A 25221-nucleotide genomic window follows, 5' to 3' on the forward strand; every position below is an offset into this window, starting at 1 on the left:
CGCTGTTCGGCGCCGGGTCCCCACCCCGCGCCCGTGGTTTCGCTACGAGTCGTAGCGTAATGGTGCCGGGTGCCTCGCGGATACCGATACCCGGTGATCTCCCTCACTGCACCACAGGAACCGACGGTTATGGTCAGGGGATGCAGAGCCGCACTCCCGTCCCCCGCGTCGCAGGACGCCCCCGCAGCACCGCCGCGGACACCGCGATCCTCGCGGCCACCCGGGAGGCCCTGGTCGAACTCGGCTGGTCCAAGCTCACGTTGGGGGACGTGGCCACGCGCGCGGGGGTGGCGAAAACGACCCTCTACCGCCGCTGGGCCGGCAAGAACGAACTCGTCGTCGACGCGGTCGCCGAACTCTTCGACGAACTCCACCTCCCCGACCGGGGCACCCTGGCCGCCGACATCGAGGGCGTGGTCCTCCAGTTCGCGGCGATCCTGGCCCGCCCGGAGGCCAAGAGCGGACTGATGGCGGTGGTCGCCGAGTCCGTCCGCGACGACGCCCTGCGGGACCGTATCCGCGAGTCGATCGTCGACCGGCAGAAGTGCCTGGTCGTGGAGGGCAGGGCGCGCGCCCAGGCACGCGGCGAACTGCCCCCGGAGACGGACCCGGAGGAAGCCGCGCGCACGGCCGACCTGATCTTCGACGTGGTGGCGGGCGCGGTGGTGCACCGCACCCTGGTGAGCGCGGAACCCGCCGACGAGGACTGGGTCCGCAGCTTCACCCAGGTCCTGCTCCTCGGCCTGACCTCACTCAGCGCCGCGCAGTCGCCCCCCGCCTAAAATCCGGCGGGCTCGGTGTAGACCCCCCACTCGTCCCGCAGCACCCCGCAGATCTCCCCCAGTGTCGCCTCCGCCCGCGCCGCGTCCAGCATCGGCCCGATCATGTTCGACCCGTCCCGCGCGGCCGCGAGCATCGCGTCCAGGGCCGCCACTACGGCCGTCTCGTCGCGCCCGCTCTTCCGCGTGCCCAACTCCCGGATCTGGTCCCGCTCCACCTCGTGGCTGACCCGCAGGATCTCCAGGTCCCCGGTGACGGACCCGTGGTGAACGTTCACACCCACGACCCGCTTGTCGCCCTTCTCCACGGACCGCTGGTACTGGAAGGCGGCCTCGGCGATCTCGCCGGTGAACCAGCCGTCCTCGATCCCGCGCAGGATGCCGGAGGTGATCGGCCCGATCGGGTGCTGCCCGTCGGGGTGGGCGCGCAGCCCCCGCTCCCTGATCTGCTCGAAGATCTTCTCGGCGTCCGCCTCGATCCGGTCGGTGAGCTGCTCGACGTACCACGAACCGCCCAGCGGATCCGCCACGTTGGCGACCCCGGTCTCCTCCATCAGCACCTGCTGCGTCCGCAGCGCGATCTCCGCGGCCTGCTCACTCGGCAGCGCGAGGGTCTCGTCCAGGGCGTTGGTGTGCAGCGAGTTGGTCCCGCCGAGGACTGCGGCGAGCGCCTCGACTGCCGTACGGACGACGTTGTTGTACGGCTGCTGCGCGGTCAGCGAGACGCCGGCGGTCTGGGTGTGGAAGCGCAGCCACTGGGCCTTCTCGGACTTCGCGCCGTAGACGTCCCGCATCCAGCGGGCCCAAATGCGGCGCGCCGCGCGGAACTTGGCGATCTCCTCGAAGAAGTCGACGTGCGCGTCGAAGAAGAAGGACAGACCGGGCGCGAAGACGTCCACGTCGAGACCGCGGGACAGGCCGAGTTCGACGTACCCGAAGCCGTCGGCCAGCGTGTACGCCAGCTCCTGCGCGGCCGTGGAGCCGGCCTCGCGGATGTGGTAGCCGGAGACGGACAGCGGCTTGTAGGCGGGGATGCCCGTCGCGCAGTACTCCATGAGGTCGCCGATGAGGCGCAGGTGCGGCTCGGGCTGGAAGAGCCACTCCTTCTGGGCGATGTACTCCTTGAAGATGTCCGTCTGGAGCGTGCCGTTGAGGACGGCGGGGTCGATCCCCTGCCGCTCGGCGGCGACGAGATACATGCAGAAGACGGGCACGGCGGGCCCGCTGATGGTCATCGACGTCGTGACGTCACCGAGCGGGATGCCCTTGAAGAGGACCTCCATGTCGGCGGCGGAGTCGATGGCGACCCCGCAGTGGCCGACCTCGCCGAGCGAGCGGGGGTCGTCGGAGTCCCGCCCCATGAGGGTGGGCATGTCGAAAGCCACGGACAGACCCCCGCCCCCATTGGCGAGGATCTTCTTGTAGCGCTCGTTGGTCTGCTCGGCGTTGCCGAACCCGGCGAACTGCCGGATGGTCCACGTCCGCCCTCGGTAGCCCGTGGCGTACAACCCGCGCGTGTAGGGGTACTCGCCGGGCCACCCGATCCGCTCGAAGCCGTCGTACCTGTCCCCGGGGCGAGGCCCGTACACCGGCTCGACCGGGTCTCCGGAGAGCGTGGTGAAATCGGCCTCACGCGTGCGTGCGGCGTCGAACCGGGCCTGCCAGCGTCGGCGGCCCTCTGCGATGGCGTCAGCGTCCATACCTTCGAATTTACTAGGACGTCCTAGTAAATGTCGATGGCTGACCGCCGCACGCGACCCGTACGGCGGTGAGAGCGGTGCGGCTTACGCCTTCGCGGCGACCGGAGTGGGCTCGGCGACCTTGGACTCCAGCTCGTGGCTGATCTTCCGCTCCACGAAGAAGGCGGCCGTCGGGATGGTCCCGGCCAGGAGCACCCAGAGCTGCTTGCCGACCGGCCACTTCGCCTTGGAACCCAGGTCGAACGCGAAGAGCAGGTAGACGACGTACAGCCAGCCGTGCGCGATGGCGACGACCTCGGTGAAGCTGCCGGCGCCGTCGATCTTGAGCAGGTACTTGGCGATCATGCTGAGGCACAGCAGGACCAGCAGGACACCCGTGACGTAGGCCATGACGCGGTAGCGGGTCAGCACGCTCTTTTTCATGAGGACGAGCGTAACGACCGGTTCCGGGCGATCTTTCCCCGGGTCAGTCCTCGTCGAAGTCCGCCGCGGCGACCCTGAGCGGGCGCAGCATCGCGAAGATCTCCGCGCACTCCTCGGCGTCGTAGGCGCTCAGCCCGAAGTCCATCTCCATGAGGTCTCGGGTCGCCGCGTCGCAGACCTCGCGGCCCTTGTCGGTGATGGAGGCGAGGGTGCCGCGGCCGTCGTTGGGGTTGGGGCGCTTGTCGACGAGACCGGATCTGACCAGCCGGTCGACGGTGTTCGTGACGGACGTGGGATGCACCATGAGCCGCTCGCCGATCTTGGACATCGGCAGTTCGCCCGCCTTGGAGAAGGTGAGCAGCACCAGCGCCTCGTACCGCGCGAAGGTCAGTCCGTACGGCTTCACGACCGCGTCGACCTCGGCGAGCAGGATCTGCTGTGCCCGCATGATCGAGGTGATGGCGGCCATGGACGGCACGTTTCCCCAGCGCTGTTTCCAGTGTTCGTCGGCACGGGCGATGGGGTCGAAAGGGAGACTGAGGGGCTTCGGCACGGCACCAGACCTTACCGGCCGGTCACATCGTGGTCAGCCCCGTCTCGCCTTTCGGTCCTGCGGTGCCGTACCCGTGCGCCCGGTGTCGCGCCAGGGCGGGCCGACTCCCTTGTGTCAGGATTACTTACTGATTGTCACTGAATGTCCCCTCGCGCAAGGGAGCAGCATGTCCCGGCTGACCCACACCTTCGCGGCGCTCGCGCTGCTCGGGCTCGCGGCGGGCTGTTCGTCCGCGTCCGACGTCGACGAGGCCTCCGTCGCCGGTGCCCGGTCCAAGGACCCGGCACGTGCCACGTCCTTCTGGGTCGACCCGGCGAGCCCGGCGGCCGAGCAGATCCAGATGTGGGAGCGGGAGGGGCGCACGCAGGACGCCACGCTGCTCAAGCGGATCGCCGACGAGCCGACCGCGCTGTGGCCGGCCGGAGAGCTCGACCCCGGCCCGGTGATCAGGGCGGCGACCGCGTCCGCGCGCCAGGAGGGTCGGACGGCGCTCTTCGTGGCGTACGACATCCCGCACCGGGACTGCGGTCAGCACTCGGCGGGCGGGGCGGCGGACGCGGACGCCTACCGGGCGTGGATCGGGAAGTTCGCCGAGGCGCTGGGGGACTCCGAGGCGCTGGTCGTGCTGGAGCCCGATGCCGTCGCGCACATGGTGGACGGGTGCACGCCCGGCGAGTACCAGGGCGAGCGGGAGCAGTTGCTGAGCGAGGCGGTCGTCCGGCTGAAGCAGCAGTCCGGTACGAAGGTGTATCTCGACGCGGGCAACCCGGCCTGGATCCAGGACCCTTGGAAGCTCGTCGAACCGTTGAAGCGGGCCGGGGTCGAGGAGGCCGACGGGTTCTCCCTCAACGTCTCCAACTTCCAGACGGACGCCGTGACGAAGAAGTACGGCGTCCATCTGTCGCGGGACCTCGGCGGCAAGCACTTCGTCGTCGACACCAGCCGCAACGGCAACGGACCGCTGCCCGGCGCCTGGTGCAATCCGCCGGGCCGGGGCCTGGGCACACGGCCGACCACCGACACCGGCGAGCAGGCCCTGGACGCCTATCTGTGGATCAAGCGGCCCGGGGCCTCGGACGGAACGTGCGAGGGCGGTCCGGACGCCGGGCAGTGGTGGCCGGAGTACGCCTTGGAGCTGGCGCGCAACTCCAAGGCGTAGAGCAGCAGTTGGCCAACTTCACTGCACCTGGATCCACTTGGCCTCCGACGGCGTGCCCTGTGCGTCCGTCACGAAGAGCATGTACCAGCCGGGCGGCACCAGGGCCCGGTCGTTCGGTACGTCCACCGTCACCGACTTGCCGTCCTTGACGAGGCCGAGCTCGATCGAGCGCTGCTCGACGTCCGTCGTGTGGGTGACCGAACTCGGGCGCATCAGGCGGGCCTTGACGACGCGGTCGGGGTGGTCGGTGCGGAAGGTCGCGCGGTGGTGGCGGTCGAGGGTCTCCGGACCGTCCTGCAGTACGGGCCTGTTGCCGCCGTTCTTGTGCAGCGCGGGCGGGGTGAAGATCTCCATGCGCTGCTCGAAGTGGCCCAGTTTGGTGTTGGCCTGGTCGTCGAAGAGCGGGTCGGAGCCGAACGTGACAACCCGGCCGTCGGGCAACAGCAGTGCCTCGGAGTGGTAGTTGCGGCCGACCATGGGTGCCGCCGCCTCGCGGAAGGCGTTGCCCTTCGGGTCGTAGAACTGCGCCTTGAAGATGTTGCTGGCGCTGCGGCCGCGGTAGTCGGAGGAGCCATTGGTGGTGAACACCGAGTCGTCGGGCATGATCACGCTGTTCAAGTACCGCGTGCCCTGGGGGAGGTTGGGGCCGTCCTTGAAGACCGGGCTGTCCTGCTTGAGGTCGACGACTGCCGTGCGCGGGGTCGACTTCTTGGACTCGCCGACGCCTCCGCCGCCGAGAATCATCACCTTCTGGTCCTGGGCGGGCGGGAGAAGGAGGGAGGAGGAGGTCTCCGTCTCTTCCGGGTCCCGCAGGCCGGCGACCGTGGTGAACTTGTTGGTCTTCAGGTCCCAAAGTCCGGGCTCGCGGCCCTTGTTGGCGGGTCCGTAACCGGCGTTGGAGGCCGGGTAGAAGAGCTTGCCGCCCTTGGTGAGGAACAGGGCCGGGTAGGTGGGGAAGTAACGCTTGGGGCCCGGGGTCCACTTCTTGGTCTTCGGGTCGTAGATCTCGTTGTCGCCCTGGTCGATGACACCGACGTCGTCGAGGCCGGAGACGGCGAGCACGCGGCCGTCGTCGAGGCCGACGAGGGTCGGGTACCAACGCGCCTTGTCCATCGGGTCGACGGCGATGTACCGCTCGGCCTTCGGGTCGAACTCGTAGGCGGCGCGGATGCCTTGGTAGTCCTGCTTGTCCAGGGTGATCTTCTCGGAGAGGCCGTACGTGTTGTTCGCGTCGATGCCCTTGAGGCCGACGACGTCGTACTGCGCCTGCTTCTCGGTGACCGACATCGGGCCCGCCTCGGTGGCCTCGACGAAGACGCGGACCTCGCTCGCGGTGACCTTGGTCTGCCAGGGCTGCATCACCCCGCGGGCGTTGTACGTCACCTTGAAATCGCGCTTGGCCTTGGGGACGGTGACGTCGAACTTGGTGACGTAGTCGACGCCGGCCGGGGAGCGGAAGACGGTGCCCTTCTTGAGGAACATCGGCTTGTTGGGGTTCTCGTTCTTGACCCGCATACCGCCGCCGGCCCGCTTGACCTCGCCGTCGAGGAGTTCGTAGCGGGCGGTGCCACCGGCCACCAGCAGGTTGCCGCTGGGGAGTTGGCTGTGTCCGCCGCAGAAGAAGTCGACCGGGGTCGGGATCTTCTTGAAGGTGTTGGCCTTCGGGTCCCACAGCACGGTGTCGAAGGACCCGGCGTTGAACTTCTTCTGCTCGTTGCCCGACCCGGCGACGATCAGCACCTTGCCGGTGTGCAGGAGCGAGGCGTGGATGGCGTTGGTGCGGTACTCCTTCGGGATGTCGATCTGGTCCCAGGAGCCGTACTTGGCCATGTACTCGGGCCGCGTGATCTTGTAGTCGTGGTACTGCTCGCTCGCGAACTCGAAGGCGGCCGGGGCGTTGAGACCGGCCAGGACCGCGATGCCGCCGATGCCGAGGACGGTCTTCCTGGTTCTCTGGGAAGGCTGGAAGGCCATGGTCTAGTTGCCCCCTGTCGTGGTGCCGGAGACGGACGGACCGGCCCCGGTGGTGGCGAGCGCGGGCTCGGCGGTGTCGAGGGTGCGCGCGCCGCCGAGCAACGACCGCCGCTCCCGGCGCTCCTTGAGCAGCGAGCCGACCCAAACGCCCAGCGGCGCAAGGGAGATGACCATGGCGAGGACCGCCCAGGTGCGCATGGCCGCGTGGGTGTGGTCGAGGATCACCGAGGCGGCCAGCGAGGTGCCCAGGAGGATCGCCCAGAAGAGATGAATGCGGAAGGTCATCACCCGGTCCGGGCTGGCGTCACCGCCCTTGGGGGTGACGACGAACCGGCTGGGCCGCCGGATGAGCGCCTCACCGAAGGACTTCAGATAGATGGGCGCGGAGAGCGCCGACATCGCCATGCCCGCGAGACCACCCGACCCTTCGGGCTCATGCGGGGAGACGTTGTGCCGCCGATTCCACAGATAGAGCCCGATCTGAAGGGCCGCGGCATCGCTGTAGAGCATCAGCCACACCGACGCGGCGACCTGCGTACCGGAGGCCCCGAACCACAGGAACAGGAAGCAACTCATGATGCCCAGCAGCCAGTTGACGGCCGTCATCGGGTAGTAGACGAGCATCAGCGTGTACGAGAACAGCCGCCCCGGAGGCATCGTGAACGGCGCCTTCCAGTACTGCTTGATCAGCGTCTCGTACGTGCCGCGCGACCACCGCATCTGCTGCGTGAAGAAGTCGGTCCAGGAGGCCGGCCCCTCCCCCACGGCGAGCACGTCCGGGGTGTAGACGGACCGCCAGTGCGTCCGGGTCACCGGGTTGCGGTGCCGGTGGAGTTCGAAGCCGGTGGCCATGTCCTCGGTGATGGAGTCGTACAGGCCGCCGATCTGCTTGACGGCCGCGATCCGTACGACGTTGTTGGTGCCGACGAACATGGGGGCGCGGTAGCGGTTGCCGGCGCGCTGGATCAGCGCGTGGAAGAGGAACTGCTGCGACTCGGCGGCCTTGGTGACGGGGTTGTGGTAGTTCCCGTACACCTGCGGTCCCACGACGAAGGCGACGTCCGGGTCGCGGAAGTAACCCATCATCCGCTCGAGGAAGTTGGGGAGCGGCACGTGGTCGGTGTCGACGGAGGCGAAGAAGTCGTAGTCACCGCCGTGCATCGCGATCCAGGCGTTGTAATTCCCGTGCTTCGTACGGGCCTTGTGGACACCCTTGGGCCGGTTCCACTCCGGGACACCGTGCCGGGTGAAGTGCCGTACGCCCAACTCGGCGCAGAGCGCCTTGGCTTGCTCGTCATCGCCTTCGTCGAGGAGCCATACATCAAGGACGCTGCCCGGCCCGGTGTGGGTGACGTTGACCGCGCCTTCAAGGGTGGCGCGAACCATGGACAGAGGTTCCTTGCCCGGGACGTACGTCGTGAGGAAGGCGACGCGGGTGCCGGCTTCGGGGACGACCGGGATGGGGTCGCGGGCGACCAGCGTGGCGTGGGCGACGGAGGCGACGTTGACGACCATGAACAGCTCGATGAGGCCGATGGCTATCAGCATCGTGACGTCGAGCCCGACCATCCACTCCTGACCGCCCTCGCGCTCCACCCAGTGGGTGGGCCACACGAGATAGACGAGCAGGGCGGCGGTGAGCACCGGGGCGAGGCTCATCAGGAGGATGGCGCGTATTCGGTGGGGCTCGCGCGACAGGAGCGAGTTGTACTGCACCTGGTACGACGCACCGGACGGCTCCGTGAGCGGTCCGGCCAGTCGGCTGTAGGTGTCGTAGTCGTAGCCCTCCGGCCGCACAGCGCCCTCCAATGATTGAGGAGTGATCGACGCCCGGGGACCGAGGGACCGTTGGGATCCGAAGATCGACCGGGCCGATACCCACACACAAGTGGAGATATGGGGGCGTGTCGAACTGGGTGCGTCCAGGTGGGTGGGGAGTTGCCCCCGGCGGCCGAACCCCGGCCGAGGAGCGCCTCGGCGAGAATGCCGCCGTTGGTGATCTCCGGCGCTCCGAAAGGCATCCGCATGCACGACACCGCCGATCTCATCGCCGAGACCTACGCGCTCGGCACCGGACCGTGGACGATGACGCCTGTCACCCGGGGCGCGCTGGGCCAGATCTGGAGGCTGTCCGGCAACGGTTCCTCCTGGGCGGTCAAGGAACTCCTCTTCGGCTGCGACGAGGAACAGATCCGTCGGGAGGCCGCGTTACGGGAGGCCGCCGAGCGGCTGGGCATCGCGTCACCGCGCCTGCTGCCCGACCGGCAGGGGGCATACGTCTCCCACGTCCCGCGGCCTTCCGGCGAGTCCCACGTCAAGCTCTACGACTGGATCGACGGCACCCCTGCCGACGCCTCCGACCCCGACGTCCTCGACTGGTTCGGGCGGACCATGGCACTGCTGCACCGGGCGGGAGCGGGAGCAGGTGAGCCGCCGAGCGACTGGTACGAGCGGTGCCCGGAGGACGGCGAGTGGGCGGCGCTGCACGCGGAGGTCCGGCGGGCGAGGTTGCCGTGGGCGGACACCCTCGGCCGCTTCATCGACACCTCCGCAAGGGAGTTGGCGCGCTGGGTGACCCCGTCCGACCCCGGCGACCTGGTGACGTCCCACCTCGATCTGCAGCCCCAGAACGTATTGGTCGGCCCGGACGGCCCCGTCCTCCTCGACTGGGACAACGCCGGATCCGCTTCGGCGGAACGGGAGTTGGCCCGCGCCCTGTTCGTGTGGTCGGGCGGGAACAAGGGGGACGTCGAGGCGGGCGTGCGGGTGGCACGCGCCTATCGGGGTGCCGGGGGTCCTGCCGTCGTACAGGGTCCGCAGTCGTTCTCGATGCTCTTCGCGACCGCCCTGAACTATGTGTACGTACAGGCCGAGTGCGCGATCGACCCGAAAGTGACCGCAGAACAGCGGGAGTTCGCGAGCGGGCAGGTCGTCGCGTCCCTGGGGTGGGTGCCGGAGCTGGCGGTGGTGTCGGAGTTGAGCGCGGCGGTGGGGCGGGTGGGGTGAGCGAGTTGGGGGTGACGGGAGCTGTCGGGCTGGTCGACCTGACGAGCATGCCGACCCTGGTCCGCGGAGCGGGGCATCGAGCCCCGGCTCCTCTGATCCCTCCGGCTTCGCCGGCTCCTCCCGGGCCCCGGCTCGACGGCGCTCGCGCTACTCCGCCAGGTGTCGCTCGACCGTCTCCACCTTGGACGTGAGGCCGTCCGTCACCCCGGGGCGGATGTCTGCCTTGAGGACGAGGGAGACGCGCGGGGCGCGTGCCTCGACTGCGGCGACCGCGCGCTTGACGACGTCCATGACCTCGTCCCAGTCGCCCTCGATGGACGTGAACATCGCGTCGGTGCGGTTGGGGAGGCCCGACTCGCGGACCACGCGGACGGCGTCGGCGACGTACTCGCCCACGTCCTCGCCGACGCCCAGCGGTGTCACGGAGAAGGCGACGATCATGCGTTCACGATTCCTTCCTGGCGGGCGCGGGAGGCGATGACCGCGTTCTCGGCCTCGCGCTTGAGCTTGCGCTCGGCGAAGAAGCCGCCGGTGGGCAGGACGGAGAGGACGAAGTAGAAGGCCGCCGTCTTCGCGCCCCACCTGGTGCGGTTCCAGGCGTCGGCCCAGAAGAGCACGTAGAGGATGAAGAGGACACCGTGGACCATGCCCATCACGGGCACCGCGTTGAAGTCCGTGGTCCGCTTCAGCACCGAGCAGACGAGCAGCAGGAGGAAGGACACGGCCTCGGGGGCCGATACCAGGCGGAGGCGGCGGATGGCGGTGGCGGTCTTGATGTCCACAGGTCACCTTCGGTGAGGGAGACGTCCACAGTTTGTGAACGCGAGCACAAACGTTCACCCATTGTGGCAAACGGCTGAGCGAGCCAAGACTGGGGGTCCGCCGCCGACGCCCCCGGGAGTGCCCGTGCAGTTCGTTTTCTTCATGACCCTGCCCGGTCTGGTCGTCCTGCTGACGGTGTTCGCGTTCGTCGACCAGCTGCTTCTGAAGGCCGGGCGGGCGGGGGTGCTCCCCTGGCGGAACGCGGGCCGGCAGGGGCAGATATCCGCGACCGGGTTCGAGCAGCTGCACGCGACCCTGTCGCCGGGGAAGCAGACCGAGCTGAAGGAACGGCAGAGCGCGCTGGTGATGCGGGACGACGAGGAGGACGGGGACCCGCCCTGGTCCACCGTCGACCTGCGCGCGGGCACGGCGGTCATACGGCTGAACACGCCCCACGGCACGCTCCACGACAGGCCCCGCGACACGCCCTAGCTCTGCCCTAGGGGGCAGGTCAGGGTCGTTCTCCACCCACAGGCCCTGTCGGCGACCGCACCCCTGCGGTTACCTTCGCACCGTGGCGATGTTTCGACTCCAGGGCAGCAAGGTGCTCGCCGTCGACATGACCGGGGACGCCGTGAAGGCGAAGAACGGCTCGATGGTCGCGTACGACGGGCAGATGGCCTTCAAGAAGATGACCGGCGGCGGTGAGGGCATCCGGGGGATGGTGACCCGGCGGCTCACCGGTGAGCAGATGACGGTGATGGAGGTGAGGGGGCAGGGGACCTGCTGGTTCGCGGACCGGGCCTCCGAGATCAACCTCGTGAGTCTCCAGGGGGACAAGCTGTACGTGGAGTCGAGCAATCTGCTCGCGACCGACGCGGGGCTCAGGACGGGCACGACGTTCACGGGACTGCGCGGCGCCTCGCAGGGCAACGGACTGTTCACGACGACCGTCGAGGGGCACGGCCAGGCGGCGATCATGTCGGACGGTCCGGCGGTGGTGCTCCGGGTGAGCCGGCAGTACCCGCTGACCGTCGACCCCGGCGCGTACATCGCGCACCAGGGGAACCTGAACCAGTCCTTCCAGTCCGGTGTGACCTTCCGCACGCTCTTCGGGGAGGGCGGCGGCGAGGCCTTCCAGATCCGCTTCGAGGGGGACGGGCTCGTCTACGTCCAGCCCAGCGAGCGGAACACGATCGCGGGGGACGTGTGACATGGCGTTCACCGAGATCAACTCGAAGATGATCCAGGCCACCGTGATGCCGGGCCAGCGGTTGTACAGCCAGCGCGGCGCGATGCTCGCCTACAAGGGCGAGGTCTCCTTCACCCCCAACATCCAGGGCGGCCAGGGCGGCGTCATGTCGATGCTCGGGCGCCGGGTGGCGAACGAGGCCACTCCCCTGATGTCCGTCGAGGGCAGCGGCACCGTGATGTTCGGTCACGGCGGCCACCACATCCAGATCATCGAGCTCACCGGCGACACCCTCTACGTGGAGGCCGACCGCCTGCTCGCCTTCGAGGGCACCCTCCAGCAGGGCACGATGTTCATGGGCTCGCAGGGCGGCGTCATGGGCATGGTCCGCGGTCAGGTCACCGGCCAGGGTCTGTTCACGACCACGCTCCAGGGGCGGGGCGCGGTCGCCGTGATGGCCCACGGCGGTGTCTTCGAGATCCCGATCACCCCCGGCAGACCCGTCCATGTCGACCCGCAGGCCTACGTCGCCCACCACGGCGACGTACGCAACAAGCTGTCCGCGGCGCTCGGTTGGCGCGACATGGTGGGCCGGGGCTCCGGCGAGGCGTTCCAGCTGGAGCTGAGCGGCAGCGGCGCGGTGTTCGTTCAGGCCTCGGAGGAAAAACTGTGACCACCTACCCGGGTGCGGGCGGCCCCACGGTCTACGACCCGATGACCCTCCCGGTCGACGACAACGTCAACAAGTACACCTTCTGCGTGGAGCTCAAGGGGAGCCAGTGGTTCCTGCAGAAGGGGAAGATGATCGCCTACTACGGCTCGATGGAGTTCAACGGCGTCGGGCACGGGCGACTCGACCGACTTGTCCGTACGTCCTTTCATTCGCCTCTGCACGCGAGCGACTGGGTCGTGGCGGAGGGCTCGGGCAAGATGCTGCTCGCCGACCGGGCCTTCGACGTCAACTCGTACGACCTCGAAGACGGCAACCTGACCATTCGCTCGGGCAACTTGCTCGCTTTTCAGCCAAGTCTCGCTCTCAAGCAGTCGATCGTTCCCGGTTTTCTGACACTGATCGGCACGGGCAAGTTCGTGGCCGCCTCGAACGGCCCGGTGGTCTTCATGGAACCCCCGATCCGGGTGGACCCGCAGGCGCTCGTCGGCTGGGCCGACTGCCCCTCGCCGTGTCATCACTACGACCACGGTTACATGACCGGTCTGCTGGGCGGTCTACGTGCGATGACGGGCATCGGCGGGGCCTCCGGGGAGGAGCACCAGTTCGAGTTCGTAGGGGCGGGCACGGTACTGCTCCAGTCGTCCGAGACCCTCATGGCCGAGCAGGCCACAGGGGTTGTCCCGCACGAGCCCGGGGTACCGGGCGGGGGTGGCGTTCCCACAGGCCCCTCACAGCAAGCGGGCGCACCGCGCCTTCCCGGACAGCTGGGAGATCTCCAGCGTCGCTTCGGGCTGTGAACGGTAGTCTGCGGAGTGTGACGTCGAACGTGTGCGCGCCGTCACGCCACCCTCACTAGTTCGCCTTTCAACATTTTAGGTAGACTTCATTCATGGAGACCGAGACGGCCACGCGCTGGCTGACCGAAGAGGAGCAGTGCGCCTGGCGCACCCACCTGGAGGTCAACAGGCTGCTGACGTACCAACTCGAGAAGGATCTGCAGCCGTTCGGCCTGACGATGAACGACTACGAGATCCTGGTCAATCTCTCGGAGGCGGAGGACGTCCGGCTGCGGATGAGCGACCTCGCGGCCGCCACCCTCCAGTCCAAGAGCCGCCTCTCGCACCAGATCACCCGCATGGAGAACGCGGACCTGGTACGCCGCGAGAACTGCGAGTCGGACCGCCGGGGACTGTACGCGGTACTCACCGAGCACGGTCTGGAAACGATGCAGAAGGTCGCCCCCCACCATGTGGCATCCGTACGCCGCCACTTCATCGACCTCGCCACCCCCGAGGGCCTGTCGGACCTCAGCAAAACCCTGAAGCCGATCGCGGAACACCTGCGGGGACAACGGGGTCGTCCCTGATCGTCCGTTGAGGCGGGGCTGTTCTGGGGGCTGCCGCCCCCAGACCCCCGCTTCGGCCCTGAAGGGGCCTCGTCCTCAAACGCCGGACCGGCTGAATAGTGGTGGCCTGCGTTGGAAGGGCGCCGGATGGACGGGCTGGATTGTGCGACCTCGTCGTGAGCGCGGTGCCGCTGAAACCCGGCGCACGACAACGCCCCGCTTCTAGGGGCGCGGGGAACTGCGCGACCAGCCACAACGAACCGGCAGCCAAGACACAACCCCCGCACCCCCCGCCACCACCCCGGCGACCACAAAACAAGCCCCCAACGGCAGCCGCCCGATCAACAACCCCACAGCCACCGACCCACCCGAACTCCCCGCATTCACCGCCATGTTGACCCACGCCCCCGCCTGCGTCCGCGCCCCCGGCAAAGCCACCTCATCGGCAAGCAGATACGCGGTCGTCAACGCCGGCGCGACAAAGAACCCCGCACACCCCACCGCCACGGTGAGTGACCACACCCCCGAGGCAAACCCCGCCGCGGCCAACGCCACCCCAAGCCCCAGCGCGGCCAACGCCAGCCGAACCCGCGCACCCGCACGCCAGTTGACCGCCCCGTTCAACAAACCCCCCACCGCACTGCCCGCAGACACCGCGGCCAACACCCACGGCACGACCCCATCGCCGTACCCCCGCTGCTCCACGAACGCCATCACCAACAGATAGACGGCACTCAACGCGAGCCCCATCCCCGCGGCCACGACGACCGGACCAAGCAGCCCACGAACCCTGGCGAGCCTCAACCCCGGCCGACCCCCGGAGGGAACCCGCACACCGGCCAGCGCCGGCGACATCACGAAGGCGAACGTCCCCGCCCCGATCAACCCCGCGCTGAGCAGCACCCCCGCAGCCGGCGGAGCAAAGCCCATCAGCGCGCCGACCAGCAACGGGCCGACGACGTACAGGAGTTCCTCGGCGACACCGTCGAGGCTGTACGCGCGCTGCAACAGCCCACGGTCGTCGACGAGTTCGGCCCACACGGAGCGCATCGTGGGTCCAAGTGGGGGCGCGCACATGCCGGTCAGCGCGGCCACCGCACCGAGCACCACCTCGGGTGTTCCGGGGCGCCAGGTCACCGCCGCGAGAACGCACAGGAGGCCGCCGTAGAGGAGGGCCATGGGGAGCAGGGCGCGGCGCGGGCCGTGGCGGTCGACCAGGGCCGCGCGCAGGGGCAGCAGGAGGACGGTCGCGGTGCCGAAGACGGCCATGACCGTGCCGGCCGCGGCGTACGAGCCGGTGGAGCGGACGACCGCGAGCAGCACGGCCGGCGAGACCGTGCCGTAGGAGAGCCGTCCGGCGAGGGCGGCGATGAACGTGCGGCGCGCGTACGGGACTTGGAGTACGGCGGCATACGAAGGGCACGCCGAAGTCGGCGTGGAAGAAGGCGCGGACATGCGAATGTTCCTCAACTGGAGGCATGGGAAAGGGACGCCGGTGTGTTCGGCGTGCCCTATGCCATGAGGAGGAACATGTGGGTCAACGTAGCAGCGCCAGACGGACGTTGACCAGCGACTTACCTCTCCGTGATGCCCGCGATCAGTTCGTCGGCCGCGCGGTACGGGTCCAACTCCCCCGCTACGATCCGCTCCACGAGAGCGCTGAGGCGGCGGTCGCCGTGCAGGTCGCCGATGCGGGCCCGCAGGGCGGTGACCGCGATCGTCTCGACCTCACGGGCCGCACGGGCCGCGCGGCGCTCCGCGAGGACGCCGTGCTCCTCCATCCACGCCCGGTGCTTCTCCAGGGCCTCCACGACCTCGTCGATGCCCTCGGAGCGGGAGGCGACCGTCTTGACGATCGGGGGGCGCCAGTCGCCGGGGCCGCGGGACTCGCCGAGGCCGAGCATGTGGTTCAGCTCGCGGGCGGTCGCGTCGGCGCCGTCCCGGTCGGCCTTGTTGACGACGTACACGTCGCCGATCTCCAGGATTCCGGCCTTCGCCGCCTGGATGCCGTCGCCCATCCCCGGGGCCAGCAGCACCACGCTCGTGTCCGCCTGGGAGGCGATCTCCACCTCCGACTGGCCGACCCCGACCGTCTCCACCAGGATCACGTCGCAGCCCGCCGCGTCGAGGACGCGGATCGCCTGCGGGGCGGACCAGGCGAGGCCGCCGAGGTGGCCGCGGGTGGCCATCGAGCGGATGTAGACGCCGGGGTCGGAGGAGTGGTCCGACATGCGCACGCGGTCACCGAGCAGGGCGCCGCCCGAGAACGGCGAGGACGGGTCGACGGCCAGGACGCCGACCCTCCTGCCCTGCTTGCGGTACGCCGTGACCAGCGCGGACGTCGAGGTCGACTTGCCCACGCCCGGCGATCCGGTGAGGCCCACGACGTACGCCCCGCCGGTCAGCGGTGCGAGCGTCGCCATGACCTCCCTGAGCTGGGGGGACGCCCCCTCCACCAGGGAGATCAGCCGGGCCACGGCCCGCGGCCGGCCTTCCCTGGCCTGGGCCACCAGCGAGGCGACGTCCTCCATGACAGCTCCGTTCCCTTGCCGACGTGCGAGAAAGTACTGCTGCTCAGGCCTTGGGTACCCGCACGATCAGCGCGTCACCCTGACCGCCGCCACCGCACAGCGCCGCCGCGCCGACCCCGCCGCCGCGCCGCTTGAGCTCCAGCGCCAGGTGCAGCACCAGCCGGGCGCCGGACATGCCGATGGGGTGGCCCAGGGCGATGGCCCCGCCGTTGACGTTCACCTTTTCCGTGGACACCCCGAGGTCCTTCATTGACTGGACCGCGACGGCGGCGAAGGCCTCGTTGATCTCGATCAGGTCGAGGCTCTCGACCTCCAGGCCCTCCTTCTTCAGGGCGTGCAGGATCGCGTTGGAGGGCTGGGACTGGAGGGAGTTGTCCGGGCCCGCCACGTTCCCGTGGGCGCCGATCTCCGCGATCCACTCAAGGCCCAGCTCCTGCGCCTTGGTCTTGCTCATCACGACCACGGCCGCCGCACCGTCCGAGATCTGCGAGGAGGTGCCGGCGGTGATGGTGCCGTCCCGGGTGAACGCGGGGCGCAGCTTGCCGAGCGACTCGACCGTGGTCTCCGCGCGGATGCCCTCGTCCTTGCTGAAGACGACGGCGTCGCCCTTGCGCTGCGGGATCTCGATGGGGGTGATCTCGGCCTCGAAGACGCCGTTCTGCTGCGCGGCCGCGGCCCGCTGGTGGGAGAGGGCAGCCACCTCGTCCTGCTCGGGGCGCTGAATACCGAGCCGCGTGTTGTGCTTCTCCGTGGACTCGCCCATCGCGATGTTCTCGAAGGCGTCGGTGAGGCCGTCGTAGGCCATGGCGTCGAGCATCTCGATCGCGCCGTACTTGTATCCCTCGCGGGACTTGGGGAGCAGGTGGGGGGCGTTGGTCATGGACTCCTGGCCGCCCGCGACGATCACGTCGAACTCACCTGCACGGATGAGCTGGTCGGCGAGCGCGATGGCGTCGAGGCCCGAGAGACAGACCTTGTTGATGGTGAGCGCCGGGACGCTCATGGGGATGCCCGCCTTGACGGCGGCCTGGCGTGCCGGGATCTGCCCTGCCCCGGCCTGGAGCACCTGGCCCATGATCACGTACTGCACCTGGTCGCCACCGATACCCGCACGGTCGAGGGCGGCCTTGATCGCGAAGCCGCCGAGGTCGGCTCCGGAGAAGGACTTCAGGGAGCCCAGCAACCGTCCCATGGGCGTCCGGGCGCCCGCGACGATCACCGAGGTCGTGCTGTTCGTTCCAGACATGAGGTGCGATCCCCTTCCAGCGTGTTTCAGCTGAGGAGTGAACGAGGGTTTACTTGAAATGTACTGAGCGGTAGACCACCCCGTCATCGGGCCGTCGGTGTGATCGCGCGCACGTTGCGTAACCATCCCGGTAGCGCTGCACTACATACATGCTGACGCGAATCGACCACATCGGGATCGCCTGCTTCGACCTCGACACGACAGTCGAGTTCTACCGGGCCACGTACGGCTTCGAGGTGTTCCACTCCGAGGTCAACGAGGAGCAGGGCGTACGCGAGGCCATGTTGAAGATCAACAACACGGACGACGGCGGCGCCTCCTACCTCCAGCTCCTGGAACCGACCCGCGAGGACTCCGCTGTAGGAAAGTGGCTGGCGAAGAACGGGGAGGGGGTCCACCACATCGCCTTCGGTACGGCGGACGTCGACACGGACTCCGAGGACATCCGGGGGAAGGGCGTACGCGTTCTGTACGACGAGCCCCGGCGCGGCTCCATGGGGTCACGGATCACGTTCCTGCATCCAAAGGATTGCCATGGCGTACTGACAGAACTGGTCACTTCGGCGCCTGTTGAGTCACCTGAGCACTGACCCTCGTACATATGGGCCGGTAGGGTTGGGGTCGGTCGCTCCCGAAGTCCGGAGTGACCGCATGCCGGGGTCCGGTTTCGGGGGCGAGCGTCGGGGCAGCAGCCCGTGCTCGGCCGTTGATCTGACACCATTCCCCGGGAGCCCCGTTCGGCGGACGGACGGAGCTCGTTGGAGTAAACCGCGACCAGGGGACGGATGGGACCGCGCAGTGCGGGGCTACGAACGCCAGGAGCGAGAGCCGGCGGCTGACGTCGACCACCTCTCTCGGTTCGAGGCCGAGATGGAGCGGCTGAAGACCGAGCGGGAAAAGGCGATCCAGCATGCCGAGGACCTCGGCTACCAGGTCGAGGTGTTGCGCGCCAAGCTGCACGAGGCGCGCCGCACCCTCATGTCCCGGCCGGCTTACGACGGCGGTGACATCGGCTATCAGGCCGAGCAGATGCTCCGTAATGCCCAGGTCCAGGCGGATCAGCTGCGGCAGGACGCCGAGCGGGAGCTGAGCCAGGCCCGCGCGCAGACCCAGCGCATCCTCCAGGAGCACGCGGAGAACGCGGCCCGCCTCCAGGCGGAGCTGCACCAGGAGGCGGTGACCCGGCGCCAGCAGCTCGACCAGGAACTGTCGGAACGCCGGCAGACCGTCGAGTCGCACGTCAACGAGAACGTGTCGTGGGCGGAGAACCTGCGCGCCCGCTCCGAGGCACAGGCCCGCCGTCTCGTGGAGGAGTCGCGGACCGAGGCCGAGCAGGCCCTGGCCGCCGCCCGCGCCGAGGCCGAGCGGGTCGCCGCCGAGGCCCGGCAGCGGCTGGAGATGGACGCCGAGGCCGCCCGCGCGGAGGCCGAGCAACTCCTGCGCCGCGCCCGCACGGACGCCGAGCGACTGCTGAACGCGGCCTCCTCGCAGGCCCAGGAGGCCACCGACCACGCCGAGCAGCTGCGCAGCTCCACGGTCAACGAGTCGGACAGCGCCCGCCGTCAGGCCACCGAGCTGAGCCGGGCCGCCGAGACGCGCATGGCGGAGGCCGAAACCTCACTGCGTGAAGCACGACTTGAGGCGGAGAAGGTCCTCTCCGAGGCCAAGGAAGCCGCCGCCAAGGCCCTCTCCAGCGCCGAGTCCGCGAACGAGCAGCGCACACGGACGGCGAAGGAGCAGGTCGCCCGGCTGGTCACGGAGGCCACCAAGGAGGCCGAGACCACCAAGTCGGACGCCGAGCAGATCGTCGCCGACGCCCAGGCCAAGGCCGACAAGATCGTCGCGGAGGCCGAGGAGAACGCCCGCAGCCTCACCGCCGAGGAGACCGCCTCCCAGCTCGCCAAGGCCGCCCGCACCGCCGAGGACGTCCTCGACAAGGCGTCCGAGGACGCCAAGAACACCACGAAGGCCGCCACCGAGGAGGCCGAGCGGATCCGCTCCGAGGCGGAGGCCGAGGCCGACCGGCTGCGCGCCCAGGCGCACGACATCGCCGAACAGCTCAAGGGCACGGCGAAGGACGACACCAAGGAGTACCGCGCCAAGACGGTCGAGCTGCAGGAGGAGGCCCGCCGGCTGCGCGGCGAGGCCGAGCAGCTGCGCGCCGACGCGGTCGGCGAGGGCGAGCGCATCCGCGCCGAGGCACGCCGCGAGGCCGTCCAGCAGATCGAGGAGGCGGCCAAGACCGCCGAGGAACTGCTGTCCAAGGCCCGCGCCGACGCCGACGAGCTGCGCCAGACCGCCACCACGGACAGCGAGAAGGTCCGCACCGAGGCCATCGAGCGCGCCACCACCCTGCGCCGGCAGGCCGAGGAGACCCTCGACCGCACCCGCAAGGAGGCGGAGCGGCACCGCTCGGAGGTCATCGAGCAGTCCGAGGGCATCAAGGCCGACGCCGAACAGGCGGCGCGCGACCTGCGCGACGAGACCGAGCGGGCCATAGAGGCACGCCGCGAGGAGGCCGCCGAGGGCCTCACCCGGCTGCACACGGAGACCGAGGAGCGGCTCGCCGCTGCCGAGCAGGCACTGACCGACGCCCGCGAGGAGGCCGAGCGGATCCGCCGCGAGGCCGCCGAGGAGACGGAACGCCTGCGCGGCGAGGCCGCCGACCGCATCCGCTCCCTCCAGGCGCAGGCCGAGACGGAGGCCGACCGGCTGCGCAACGAGGCCGCCGCCGACGCGTCCGCCTCCCGCGCCGAGGGCGAGTCCATCGCCGTACGCCTGCGGTCCGAGGCCTCCGCCGAGGCCGAGCGGCTCAAGACCGAGGCGCAGGACACCGCCGACCGGGTCCGCGCGGAGGCACAGGCCGCCGCCGAGCGGCTCGCCATCGAGGCGTCGGAGACGCTGGCCGCCGCCCAGGAGGAGGCCGTACGGCGTCGTCGTGAGGCCGAGGAGCTGCTCGGGTCGGCCCGTGAGGAGGCCGGGCAGGAGCGCGAGCGGGCCCGCGAGCAGAGCGAGGAGCTGCTGGCCTCGGCGCGCAACCGCGTCGAGGAGGCACAGGCCGAGGCGGTACGGCTGGTCGAGGAGGCCGACCGGCACGCCACCGAGATGGTGTCGGGCGCCGAACAGCACGCCCAGCAGGTACGGGACTCCGTCGCCGGGCTGCACGAGGTGGCCCAGCAGGAGATCCAGGGGCTCAGGTCGGCCGCCGAGCACGCGGCGGACCGTACCCGGCGCGAGGCGCAGGAGGAGGCGGACCGGGTCCGCGCCGACGCCTACAGCGAGCGGGAGCGGGCCACCGAGGACGCCAACCGGCTCCGGCGCCGGGCGAGCGAGGAGACGGACGCCGCCAAGGCCCTTGCGGAGCACACTGTTTCGGACGCGATCGCGGAGTCCGAGCGGCTGCGCTCGGAGGCCGCCGAGCACGCCCAGCGGGTGCGCACGGAGGCGTCGGACGCGATCGCGCAGGCCGACCAGGACGCGGCGCGGGCCCGGGCGGACGCCCGCGAGGACGCCAACCGCATCCGTTCGGACGCGGCGACGCAGGCCGACACCCTCATCACCGAGGTGACGGCGGAGGCGGAGCGGCTCCAGACGGAGACGATCAACGAGGCCGAGCGGGTGCGGTCGGAGGCCGTGGCCAAGGCCGAGAAGCTGATCTCGGACGCGACCGGGGACGCGGAGCGACTGCGCGCCGAGGCCGCCGAGACGGTCGGTGCCGCGCAGTTGCACGCCGAGCGGACCCGCATCGAGTCCAACCGTCTCAAGGCGGACACGGAGGCGGAGGCCGAGCGGGTCACCACGGCGGCCCGCGAGGAGTCCGAGCGGACGCTGGACGAGGCCCGCAAGGAGGCCAACAAGCGCCGCTCCGAGGCGGCCGAGCAGGTCGACACCCTCATCACGGAGACCGCGGCCGAGGCCGACAAGCTGCTCAGCGAGGCTCAGCAGCAGGCGCAGAAGACGACGGCGGACGCCGAGGCGCAGGCCGACTCCATGGTCGGCGCGGCCCGCAACGAAGCCGACCGGCTGGTCTCCGAGGGCACGGTCGAGGGCAACTCCCGGGTGGAGCAGGCCCGTACGGACGCGGACGAGCTGCTCGTCGGCGCGCGTCGGGACGCCACCGCCATAAGGGAGCGCTCGGAGGAGCTGCGCGACCGCATCACGACCGAGATCGAGAACCTGCACGAGCGGGCCCGCCGTGAGTCGGCCGAGACGATGAGGTCGGCCGGCGACCGCTGCGACGCGCTCATCAAGGCGGCCGAGGAGCAGCTCGGCAAGGCCCAGATGAAGGCCAAGGAACTGGTCTCGGAGGCCAACTCCGAGGCGGGCAAGGTCCGTATCGCCGCGGTGAAGAAGGCCGAGGGTCTCCTCAAGGAGGCCGAGCAGAAGAAGGCCACGCTGATCCGTGAGGCCGAGGAGCTGAAGGCGGAGGCGATCCGCGAGGCCCGCCGCACGGTCGAGGAGGGCAAGCGCGAACTCGACGTGCTGGTCCGCCGCCGCGAGGACATCAATGCCGAAATCTCCCGTGTCCAAGACGTCCTGGAGGCGTTGGAGTCTTTCGAGGCCCCTACGGCGGCCAAGGACGGCGGGGTCAAGGCGGGAGCCGCGGCGGGCGCAACTCGTTCGGGTGGCAAGTCCGTTGAAGGCTAGGGGCTCGTCCGTTCGAGGCTGGGGCTGGTCCGTTTGAGGCTAGGAAGACCCTGTGAGGTTCGGGGTGTTCTGGGGCCTTTGAGCAAATCTTTGGCAAGCGGTCCGACGGTTAGCCACTCAAAAGGGGTGTCATTCTCCAGATCAAACACGCATCCGCTCGATGACACACCGCTTCGGCCCCTAGGATTCCCCCTATCACCTCACCGGTCTCATTCGACAGGAACCCCATGAGCGACACTTCCCCCTACGGCTTCGAGCTTGTGCGGCGTGGGTACGACCGCGCTCAGGTGGACGAACGCATCTCGAAGCTCGTCTCCGACCGTGACAGCGCTCTGGCCCGTATCACTGCTCTTGAAAAGCGCATCGAGGAACTCCACCTCGAAACGCAGAACGCCGCGGCCCAGGTAAGCGACGCAGAGCCGTCGTACGCCGGGCTCGGCGCGCGGGTCGAGAAGATCCTCCGCCTCGCCGAGGAAGAGGCCAAGGACCTGCGCGAGGAGGCACGGCGCGCGGCCGAGCAGCACCGCGAACTCGCGGAGTCCGCTGCTCAGCAGGTCCGCAACGACGCAGAATCGTTCGCTGCGGAGCGCAAGGCCAAGGCGGAGGACGAGGGCGTCCGGATCGTCGAGAAGGCCAAGAGCGACTCCTCCCAGCTGCGTGGCGAGGCCCAGAAGGACGCGCAGCAGAAGCGCGAGGAGGCCGACGCCCTCTTCGAGGAGACCCGCGCCAAGGCCGCGCAGGCCGCCGCCGACTTCGAGACGAACCTCGCCAAGCGGCGCGAGCAGTCCGAGCGCGACCTGGCGTCCCGTCAGCAGAAGGCCGAGAAGCGCCTCGCGGAGATCGAGCACCGCGCGGAGCAGCTCCGGCTGGAGGCCGAGAAGCTGCGCACGGACGCCGAGCGTCGCGCCCGTCAGACGGTGGAGACGGCTCAGCGCCAGGCCGAGGACATCGTGGCCGACGCGAACGCCAAGGCCGACCGCATCCGTTCGGAATCCGAGCGCGAGCTGGCCGCCCTGACGAACCGTCGCGACAGCATCAACGCCCAGCTGACGAACGTGCGCGAGATGCTCGCCACGCTCACCGGCGCCGCGGTGGCCGCCGCGAGCTCGCCGGTCGAGGACGAGCCGATCTCTCGTGGAGTTCCGGCTCAGCAGTCCCGGTAAGCAAGCGATTGTCGTACGGCTGAGGCCCGCATTCCCTTCGGGGGTGCGGGCCTCAGCCGCGCCTGGTCACCAGCGGCAGGAACACGTCGTCGACGATCTCGACGAGGAGGGCGTCGGCGACCGGGTCGCGGGAGATGACCATTTCGTAGCGCAGCAGCTGGGCGGGGACGGTGACGACCCGTCGGGGAAGGTCGGCGGTGGGGATCTCACCACGCTCGACGGCCCGCCGAAGCAGGGTCAGCAGAATGTCGTGCATGATCCCGAACACCTTCGGATCCAGGTCGGGCGCCTCGGCGAGCAGGCCCCGGATGACATCGGGCCCGATCTCCCGCTGCCGCTCGACCATCAGCCGCAGCACGGCCAGCACGTCCGCACGCAGCTCCCCAGTGTCGGGCAGCTGATCGGCGAGGAAGCCGGTGCGGTGGGGCAGGGCGGCCTTGACGAGTTCGGCGCGGTTGGGCCAGCGCCGGTAGAGGACCTGCTTGCCGGTCTTCGCGCGGGCCGCGACGCCCTCCATGGTGAGGCGGGCGTAGCCGACCTCGGCCAGCTCCTCCCATACGGCGTCCAGGATGTCGGCCTCCAGCGCGGCCCCGCGCCGCCGCGTCTGCTCTCCGGTCATCACTGACACCCTCCACTTTGGAGACCTTGCGTCTCTTATCGGGTCCAGCCTATCGTGGACCGAATAAGAGACGCACCGTCTCCAAAGGGGGAACCGTGTCGACCACCACCCGCCTCGACCCCGCCGTCCGCAAACTCGCCGGCATCCTCGTCCTCGGCGCCCTCGCCCCGCTCCTCGACAGCACGATCGTCTCCATAGCCCTGCACTCCCTCGGCCACGACCTGAACGCGTCGACGACGAGCCTGCAATGGGTGAGCACGGCCTATCTGCTGGCCCTCGCGACGGTCGTCCCGGTCTCCGGCTGGGCCGTCGAACGCTTCGACTCCCGCCACGTCTGGCTCGGCGCGCTGACACTCTTCCTCGCCGGATCGCTCCTGTGCGGACTCGCCTGGAACATCGGCTCGTTGATCGCCTTCCGGGTCGTCCAGGGCATCGGCGGCGGACTGCTGCTGCCCGTCATGCAGACCCTGGTGATGCGGGCCGCCGGTGGACGCAGTCTCGGCCGCCTGATGGCGGCGATCACCCTGCCCGTCATGGTCGTACCGATTCTCGGCCCGGTCTTCGGCGGCCTGATCGTCGGCCACCTCAGCTGGCGCTGGATCTTCTACGTCAACCTGCCCGTCTGCCTCGTGGCCCTGGCCCTCGCCTGGCGCGGCATCCCGAAAGACACCCCTCGCCCCGGCCACCACCTGGACCTGACCGGCCTCCTGCTCCTCTCCCCCGGCCTCGCCACCCTCGTCTACGGCCTCTCCGAGACCGGTGTGGCCCGTGCGACGGCGATCCCCGTGGGCGCCGTACTCATCGCCCTGTTCGTCCGCCACGCGCTGCGCGCCCGTGAACCCCTCGTCGACCTGCGGCTGTTCCGGGACCGCGCGTTCGCCGTCTCCTCGCTGCTGACGTTCCTGAACGGGCTCGCCCTGTTCGGCGGGATGTTCCTGCTCCCCCTCTACTACCAACAGGTGCGCGGCGAGGGCGTGATCGCGGCCGGGCTGCTGCTGGCCCCGCAGGGGGTGGGCAGTCTGCTGGCCCGGGTCACCGGGCCGCTGACCGACCGGCTCGGGCCGCGCCCGGTCGTGGTGGCGGGCATGCTGCTGTGCGCGCTCGGCACCCTCCCCTTCGTCCTCCCGCACCCCGGTGCCGTGCTGCTCACCGTCGCGCTGGTCGTGCGCGGGCTCGGGGTGAGCGCGGCCAACATGGCGGTCATGGTGGGCGCGTACCAGGGTCTCGACCGCGCCCGTATCCCGCACGCGAGCACCACCGTCCGGATCGTGCAGCAGCTCGGCGGCGGCGTCGGCACCGCCGTACTGGCGACGATCCTCGCGCACGGGCACGGCGGCTCGGCCTTCCCGCACGCGTTCGCCTGGGCCACGGCGTTCACGGTTGTTGCCTGCGTAGTCGGACTCTGTTTGCCCGTTCGGGTGGCATCCGCCGAACGGCCGTCTTAGCGTG

At 69.7% G+C, this 25221-nt stretch carries 23 protein-coding genes; 12 read left to right on the top strand and 11 right to left on the bottom strand.

Annotation, left to right across the window (positions count from 1 at the left end):
• Positions 1-140 precede the first annotated feature (140 nt).
• A complete protein-coding gene (locus OO70_RS39655; RefSeq protein ID WP_043682986.1) occupies positions 141-782 on the top strand; it encodes a TetR/AcrR family transcriptional regulator in 642 nt (213 codons plus the stop codon).
• On the opposite strand, the gene OO70_RS39660 is transcribed toward OO70_RS39655, so the two are convergent.
• The 3 genes from OO70_RS39660 to OO70_RS39670 form a co-directional block, all read right to left on the bottom strand.
• A complete protein-coding gene (locus OO70_RS39660) occupies positions 779-2479 on the bottom strand; it encodes an acyl-CoA mutase large subunit family protein (protein WP_043682989.1) in 1701 nt (566 codons plus the stop codon). The two genes, OO70_RS39655 and OO70_RS39660, sit on opposite strands and share 4 nt — an antisense overlap.
• Before the next feature lie 84 nt (positions 2480-2563).
• Positions 2564-2902: a DUF3817 domain-containing protein gene (locus tag OO70_RS39665; protein ID WP_043682992.1), complete on the bottom strand. Its 339-nt coding sequence runs from the start codon at positions 2900-2902 to the stop codon at positions 2564-2566.
• Between the two features lie 43 nt (positions 2903-2945).
• Entirely contained in the window at positions 2946-3455 is a 510-nt protein-coding gene (locus OO70_RS39670) for a MarR family winged helix-turn-helix transcriptional regulator (protein ID WP_019073137.1), read from the bottom strand.
• Positions 3456-3621: 166 nt separating this feature from the next.
• On the opposite strand from OO70_RS39670, the gene OO70_RS39675 reads away from it, so the two are divergent.
• Entirely contained in the window at positions 3622-4614 is a 993-nt protein-coding gene (locus OO70_RS39675; RefSeq protein WP_043682997.1) for a glycoside hydrolase family 6 protein, read from the top strand.
• A gap of 18 nt (positions 4615-4632) precedes the next feature.
• On the opposite strand, the gene glxA is transcribed toward OO70_RS39675, so the two are convergent.
• Both glxA and OO70_RS39685 read right to left on the bottom strand, forming a co-directional pair.
• On the bottom strand, positions 4633-6588 hold the full coding sequence (gene glxA / locus OO70_RS39680) for a radical copper oxidase GlxA (RefSeq protein WP_043683002.1): 1956 nt from the start codon (positions 6586-6588) through the stop codon (positions 4633-4635).
• Positions 6589-6591: 3 nt separating this feature from the next.
• A complete protein-coding gene (locus tag OO70_RS39685; RefSeq protein WP_043683006.1) occupies positions 6592-8385 on the bottom strand; it encodes a glycosyltransferase family 2 protein in 1794 nt (597 codons plus the stop codon).
• Positions 8386-8613: 228 nt separating this feature from the next.
• Here OO70_RS39685 and OO70_RS39690 point away from each other — a divergent pair, with 228 nt between their 5' ends.
• The gene (locus tag OO70_RS39690; RefSeq protein ID WP_043683171.1) at positions 8614-9594 is read left to right on the top strand and encodes a phosphotransferase enzyme family protein; all 981 of its coding nucleotides are present in this window, start codon (positions 8614-8616) and stop codon (positions 9592-9594) included.
• Positions 9595-9741: 147 nt separating this feature from the next.
• On the opposite strand, the gene OO70_RS39695 is transcribed toward OO70_RS39690, so the two are convergent.
• Together OO70_RS39695 and OO70_RS39700 are read right to left on the bottom strand one after the other, a co-directional pair.
• Positions 9742-10035: an MTH1187 family thiamine-binding protein gene (locus OO70_RS39695; RefSeq protein ID WP_043683010.1), complete on the bottom strand. Its 294-nt coding sequence runs from the start codon at positions 10033-10035 to the stop codon at positions 9742-9744.
• Positions 10032-10376: a DUF3817 domain-containing protein gene (locus tag OO70_RS39700; RefSeq protein ID WP_043683012.1), complete on the bottom strand. Its 345-nt coding sequence runs from the start codon at positions 10374-10376 to the stop codon at positions 10032-10034. Before OO70_RS39700 ends, OO70_RS39695 begins: the two co-directional genes overlap by 4 nt.
• Before the next feature lie 124 nt (positions 10377-10500).
• Here OO70_RS39700 and OO70_RS39705 point away from each other — a divergent pair, with 124 nt between their 5' ends.
• The 5 genes from OO70_RS39705 to OO70_RS39725 all read left to right on the top strand — a co-directional run bounded on the left by OO70_RS39705 (position 10501) and on the right by OO70_RS39725 (position 13587).
• Positions 10501-10848: a DUF6191 domain-containing protein gene (locus tag OO70_RS39705; protein WP_043683015.1), complete on the top strand. Its 348-nt coding sequence runs from the start codon at positions 10501-10503 to the stop codon at positions 10846-10848.
• Positions 10849-10936: 88 nt separating this feature from the next.
• The gene (locus tag OO70_RS39710; RefSeq protein WP_043683019.1) at positions 10937-11569 is read left to right on the top strand and encodes an AIM24 family protein; all 633 of its coding nucleotides are present in this window, start codon (positions 10937-10939) and stop codon (positions 11567-11569) included.
• Between the two features lies 1 nt (position 11570).
• Complete coding sequence (locus OO70_RS39715; protein ID WP_043683022.1) at positions 11571-12221, top strand: AIM24 family protein; 651 nt, start codon at positions 11571-11573, stop codon at positions 12219-12221.
• Entirely contained in the window at positions 12218-13018 is an 801-nt protein-coding gene (locus tag OO70_RS39720) for an AIM24 family protein (RefSeq protein WP_043683025.1), read from the top strand. The genes OO70_RS39715 and OO70_RS39720 overlap by 4 nt, the downstream gene beginning before the upstream one ends.
• A gap of 92 nt (positions 13019-13110) precedes the next feature.
• Entirely contained in the window at positions 13111-13587 is a 477-nt protein-coding gene (locus OO70_RS39725) for a MarR family winged helix-turn-helix transcriptional regulator (RefSeq protein ID WP_043683028.1), read from the top strand.
• A 201-nt stretch (positions 13588-13788) separates the two neighbouring features.
• Here the strand turns inward: OO70_RS39725 and OO70_RS39730 are convergent, their stop codons facing one another.
• From OO70_RS39730 to OO70_RS39740, 3 genes are all read right to left on the bottom strand, one after another.
• Entirely contained in the window at positions 13789-15021 is a 1233-nt protein-coding gene (locus tag OO70_RS39730) for an MFS transporter (RefSeq protein ID WP_043683032.1), read from the bottom strand.
• Between the two features lie 119 nt (positions 15022-15140).
• Positions 15141-16097: a methylmalonyl Co-A mutase-associated GTPase MeaB gene (meaB, locus tag OO70_RS39735; RefSeq protein ID WP_043683035.1), complete on the bottom strand. Its 957-nt coding sequence runs from the start codon at positions 16095-16097 to the stop codon at positions 15141-15143.
• Between the two features lie 43 nt (positions 16098-16140).
• Entirely contained in the window at positions 16141-17343 is a 1203-nt protein-coding gene (locus tag OO70_RS39740; protein ID WP_043683037.1) for an acetyl-CoA C-acetyltransferase, read from the bottom strand.
• A gap of 149 nt (positions 17344-17492) precedes the next feature.
• Between OO70_RS39740 and mce the strand changes: the two genes are divergently transcribed.
• From mce to OO70_RS39755, 3 genes are all read left to right on the top strand, one after another.
• Positions 17493-17933, top strand: a complete 441-nt coding sequence (mce, locus tag OO70_RS39745) for a methylmalonyl-CoA epimerase (protein ID WP_043683040.1) — start codon at positions 17493-17495, stop codon at positions 17931-17933.
• Positions 17934-18141: 208 nt separating this feature from the next.
• Entirely contained in the window at positions 18142-21990 is a 3849-nt protein-coding gene (gene scy / locus OO70_RS39750) for a polarized growth protein Scy (protein WP_043683043.1), read from the top strand.
• 227 nt (positions 21991-22217) lie between these two features.
• Positions 22218-23153, top strand: coding sequence for a coiled-coil domain-containing protein (locus OO70_RS39755; protein WP_043683045.1), 936 nt, complete (start codon positions 22218-22220; stop codon positions 23151-23153).
• 52 nt (positions 23154-23205) lie between these two features.
• On the opposite strand, the gene OO70_RS39760 is transcribed toward OO70_RS39755, so the two are convergent.
• Positions 23206-23772, bottom strand: a complete 567-nt coding sequence (locus OO70_RS39760) for a TetR/AcrR family transcriptional regulator (protein WP_043683048.1) — start codon at positions 23770-23772, stop codon at positions 23206-23208.
• A gap of 95 nt (positions 23773-23867) precedes the next feature.
• Between OO70_RS39760 and OO70_RS39765 the strand changes: the two genes are divergently transcribed.
• A complete protein-coding gene (locus OO70_RS39765; protein ID WP_043683051.1) occupies positions 23868-25217 on the top strand; it encodes an MDR family MFS transporter in 1350 nt (449 codons plus the stop codon).
• The last annotated feature ends 4 nt before the right edge of the window (positions 25218-25221 follow it).

This window comes from Streptomyces xylophagus, from assembly GCF_000716435.1.
In the GTDB taxonomy this organism is placed as follows: domain Bacteria; phylum Actinomycetota; class Actinomycetes; order Streptomycetales; family Streptomycetaceae; genus Streptomyces; species Streptomyces xylophagus.

Bases quoted from the DNA above. Each gene is read 5' to 3' on its own strand.
- OO70_RS39655 (WP_043682986.1), top strand. From the start codon at position 141: ATGCAGAGCCGCACTCCCGTCCCCCGCGTCGCAGGACGCCCCCGCAGC.
- OO70_RS39660 (WP_043682989.1), bottom strand. From the start codon at position 2,479: ATGGACGCTGACGCCATCGCAGAGGGCCGCCGACGCTGGCAGGCCCGG.
- OO70_RS39665 (WP_043682992.1), bottom strand. From the start codon at position 2,902: ATGAAAAAGAGCGTGCTGACCCGCTACCGCGTCATGGCCTACGTCACG.
- OO70_RS39675 (WP_043682997.1), top strand. From the start codon at position 3,622: ATGTCCCGGCTGACCCACACCTTCGCGGCGCTCGCGCTGCTCGGGCTC.
- glxA (WP_043683002.1), bottom strand. From the start codon at position 6,588: ATGGCCTTCCAGCCTTCCCAGAGAACCAGGAAGACCGTCCTCGGCATC.
- OO70_RS39690 (WP_043683171.1), top strand. From the start codon at position 8,614: ATGCACGACACCGCCGATCTCATCGCCGAGACCTACGCGCTCGGCACC.
- OO70_RS39695 (WP_043683010.1), bottom strand. From the start codon at position 10,035: ATGATCGTCGCCTTCTCCGTGACACCGCTGGGCGTCGGCGAGGACGTG.
- OO70_RS39710 (WP_043683019.1), top strand. From the start codon at position 10,937: ATGTTTCGACTCCAGGGCAGCAAGGTGCTCGCCGTCGACATGACCGGG.
- OO70_RS39715 (WP_043683022.1), top strand. From the start codon at position 11,571: ATGGCGTTCACCGAGATCAACTCGAAGATGATCCAGGCCACCGTGATG.
- OO70_RS39725 (WP_043683028.1), top strand. From the start codon at position 13,111: ATGGAGACCGAGACGGCCACGCGCTGGCTGACCGAAGAGGAGCAGTGC.
- OO70_RS39730 (WP_043683032.1), bottom strand. From the start codon at position 15,021: ATGTCCGCGCCTTCTTCCACGCCGACTTCGGCGTGCCCTTCGTATGCC.
- meaB (WP_043683035.1), bottom strand. From the start codon at position 16,097: ATGGAGGACGTCGCCTCGCTGGTGGCCCAGGCCAGGGAAGGCCGGCCG.
- OO70_RS39740 (WP_043683037.1), bottom strand. From the start codon at position 17,343: ATGTCTGGAACGAACAGCACGACCTCGGTGATCGTCGCGGGCGCCCGG.
- mce (WP_043683040.1), top strand. From the start codon at position 17,493: ATGCTGACGCGAATCGACCACATCGGGATCGCCTGCTTCGACCTCGAC.
- OO70_RS39755 (WP_043683045.1), top strand. From the start codon at position 22,218: ATGAGCGACACTTCCCCCTACGGCTTCGAGCTTGTGCGGCGTGGGTAC.
- OO70_RS39760 (WP_043683048.1), bottom strand. From the start codon at position 23,772: ATGACCGGAGAGCAGACGCGGCGGCGCGGGGCCGCGCTGGAGGCCGAC.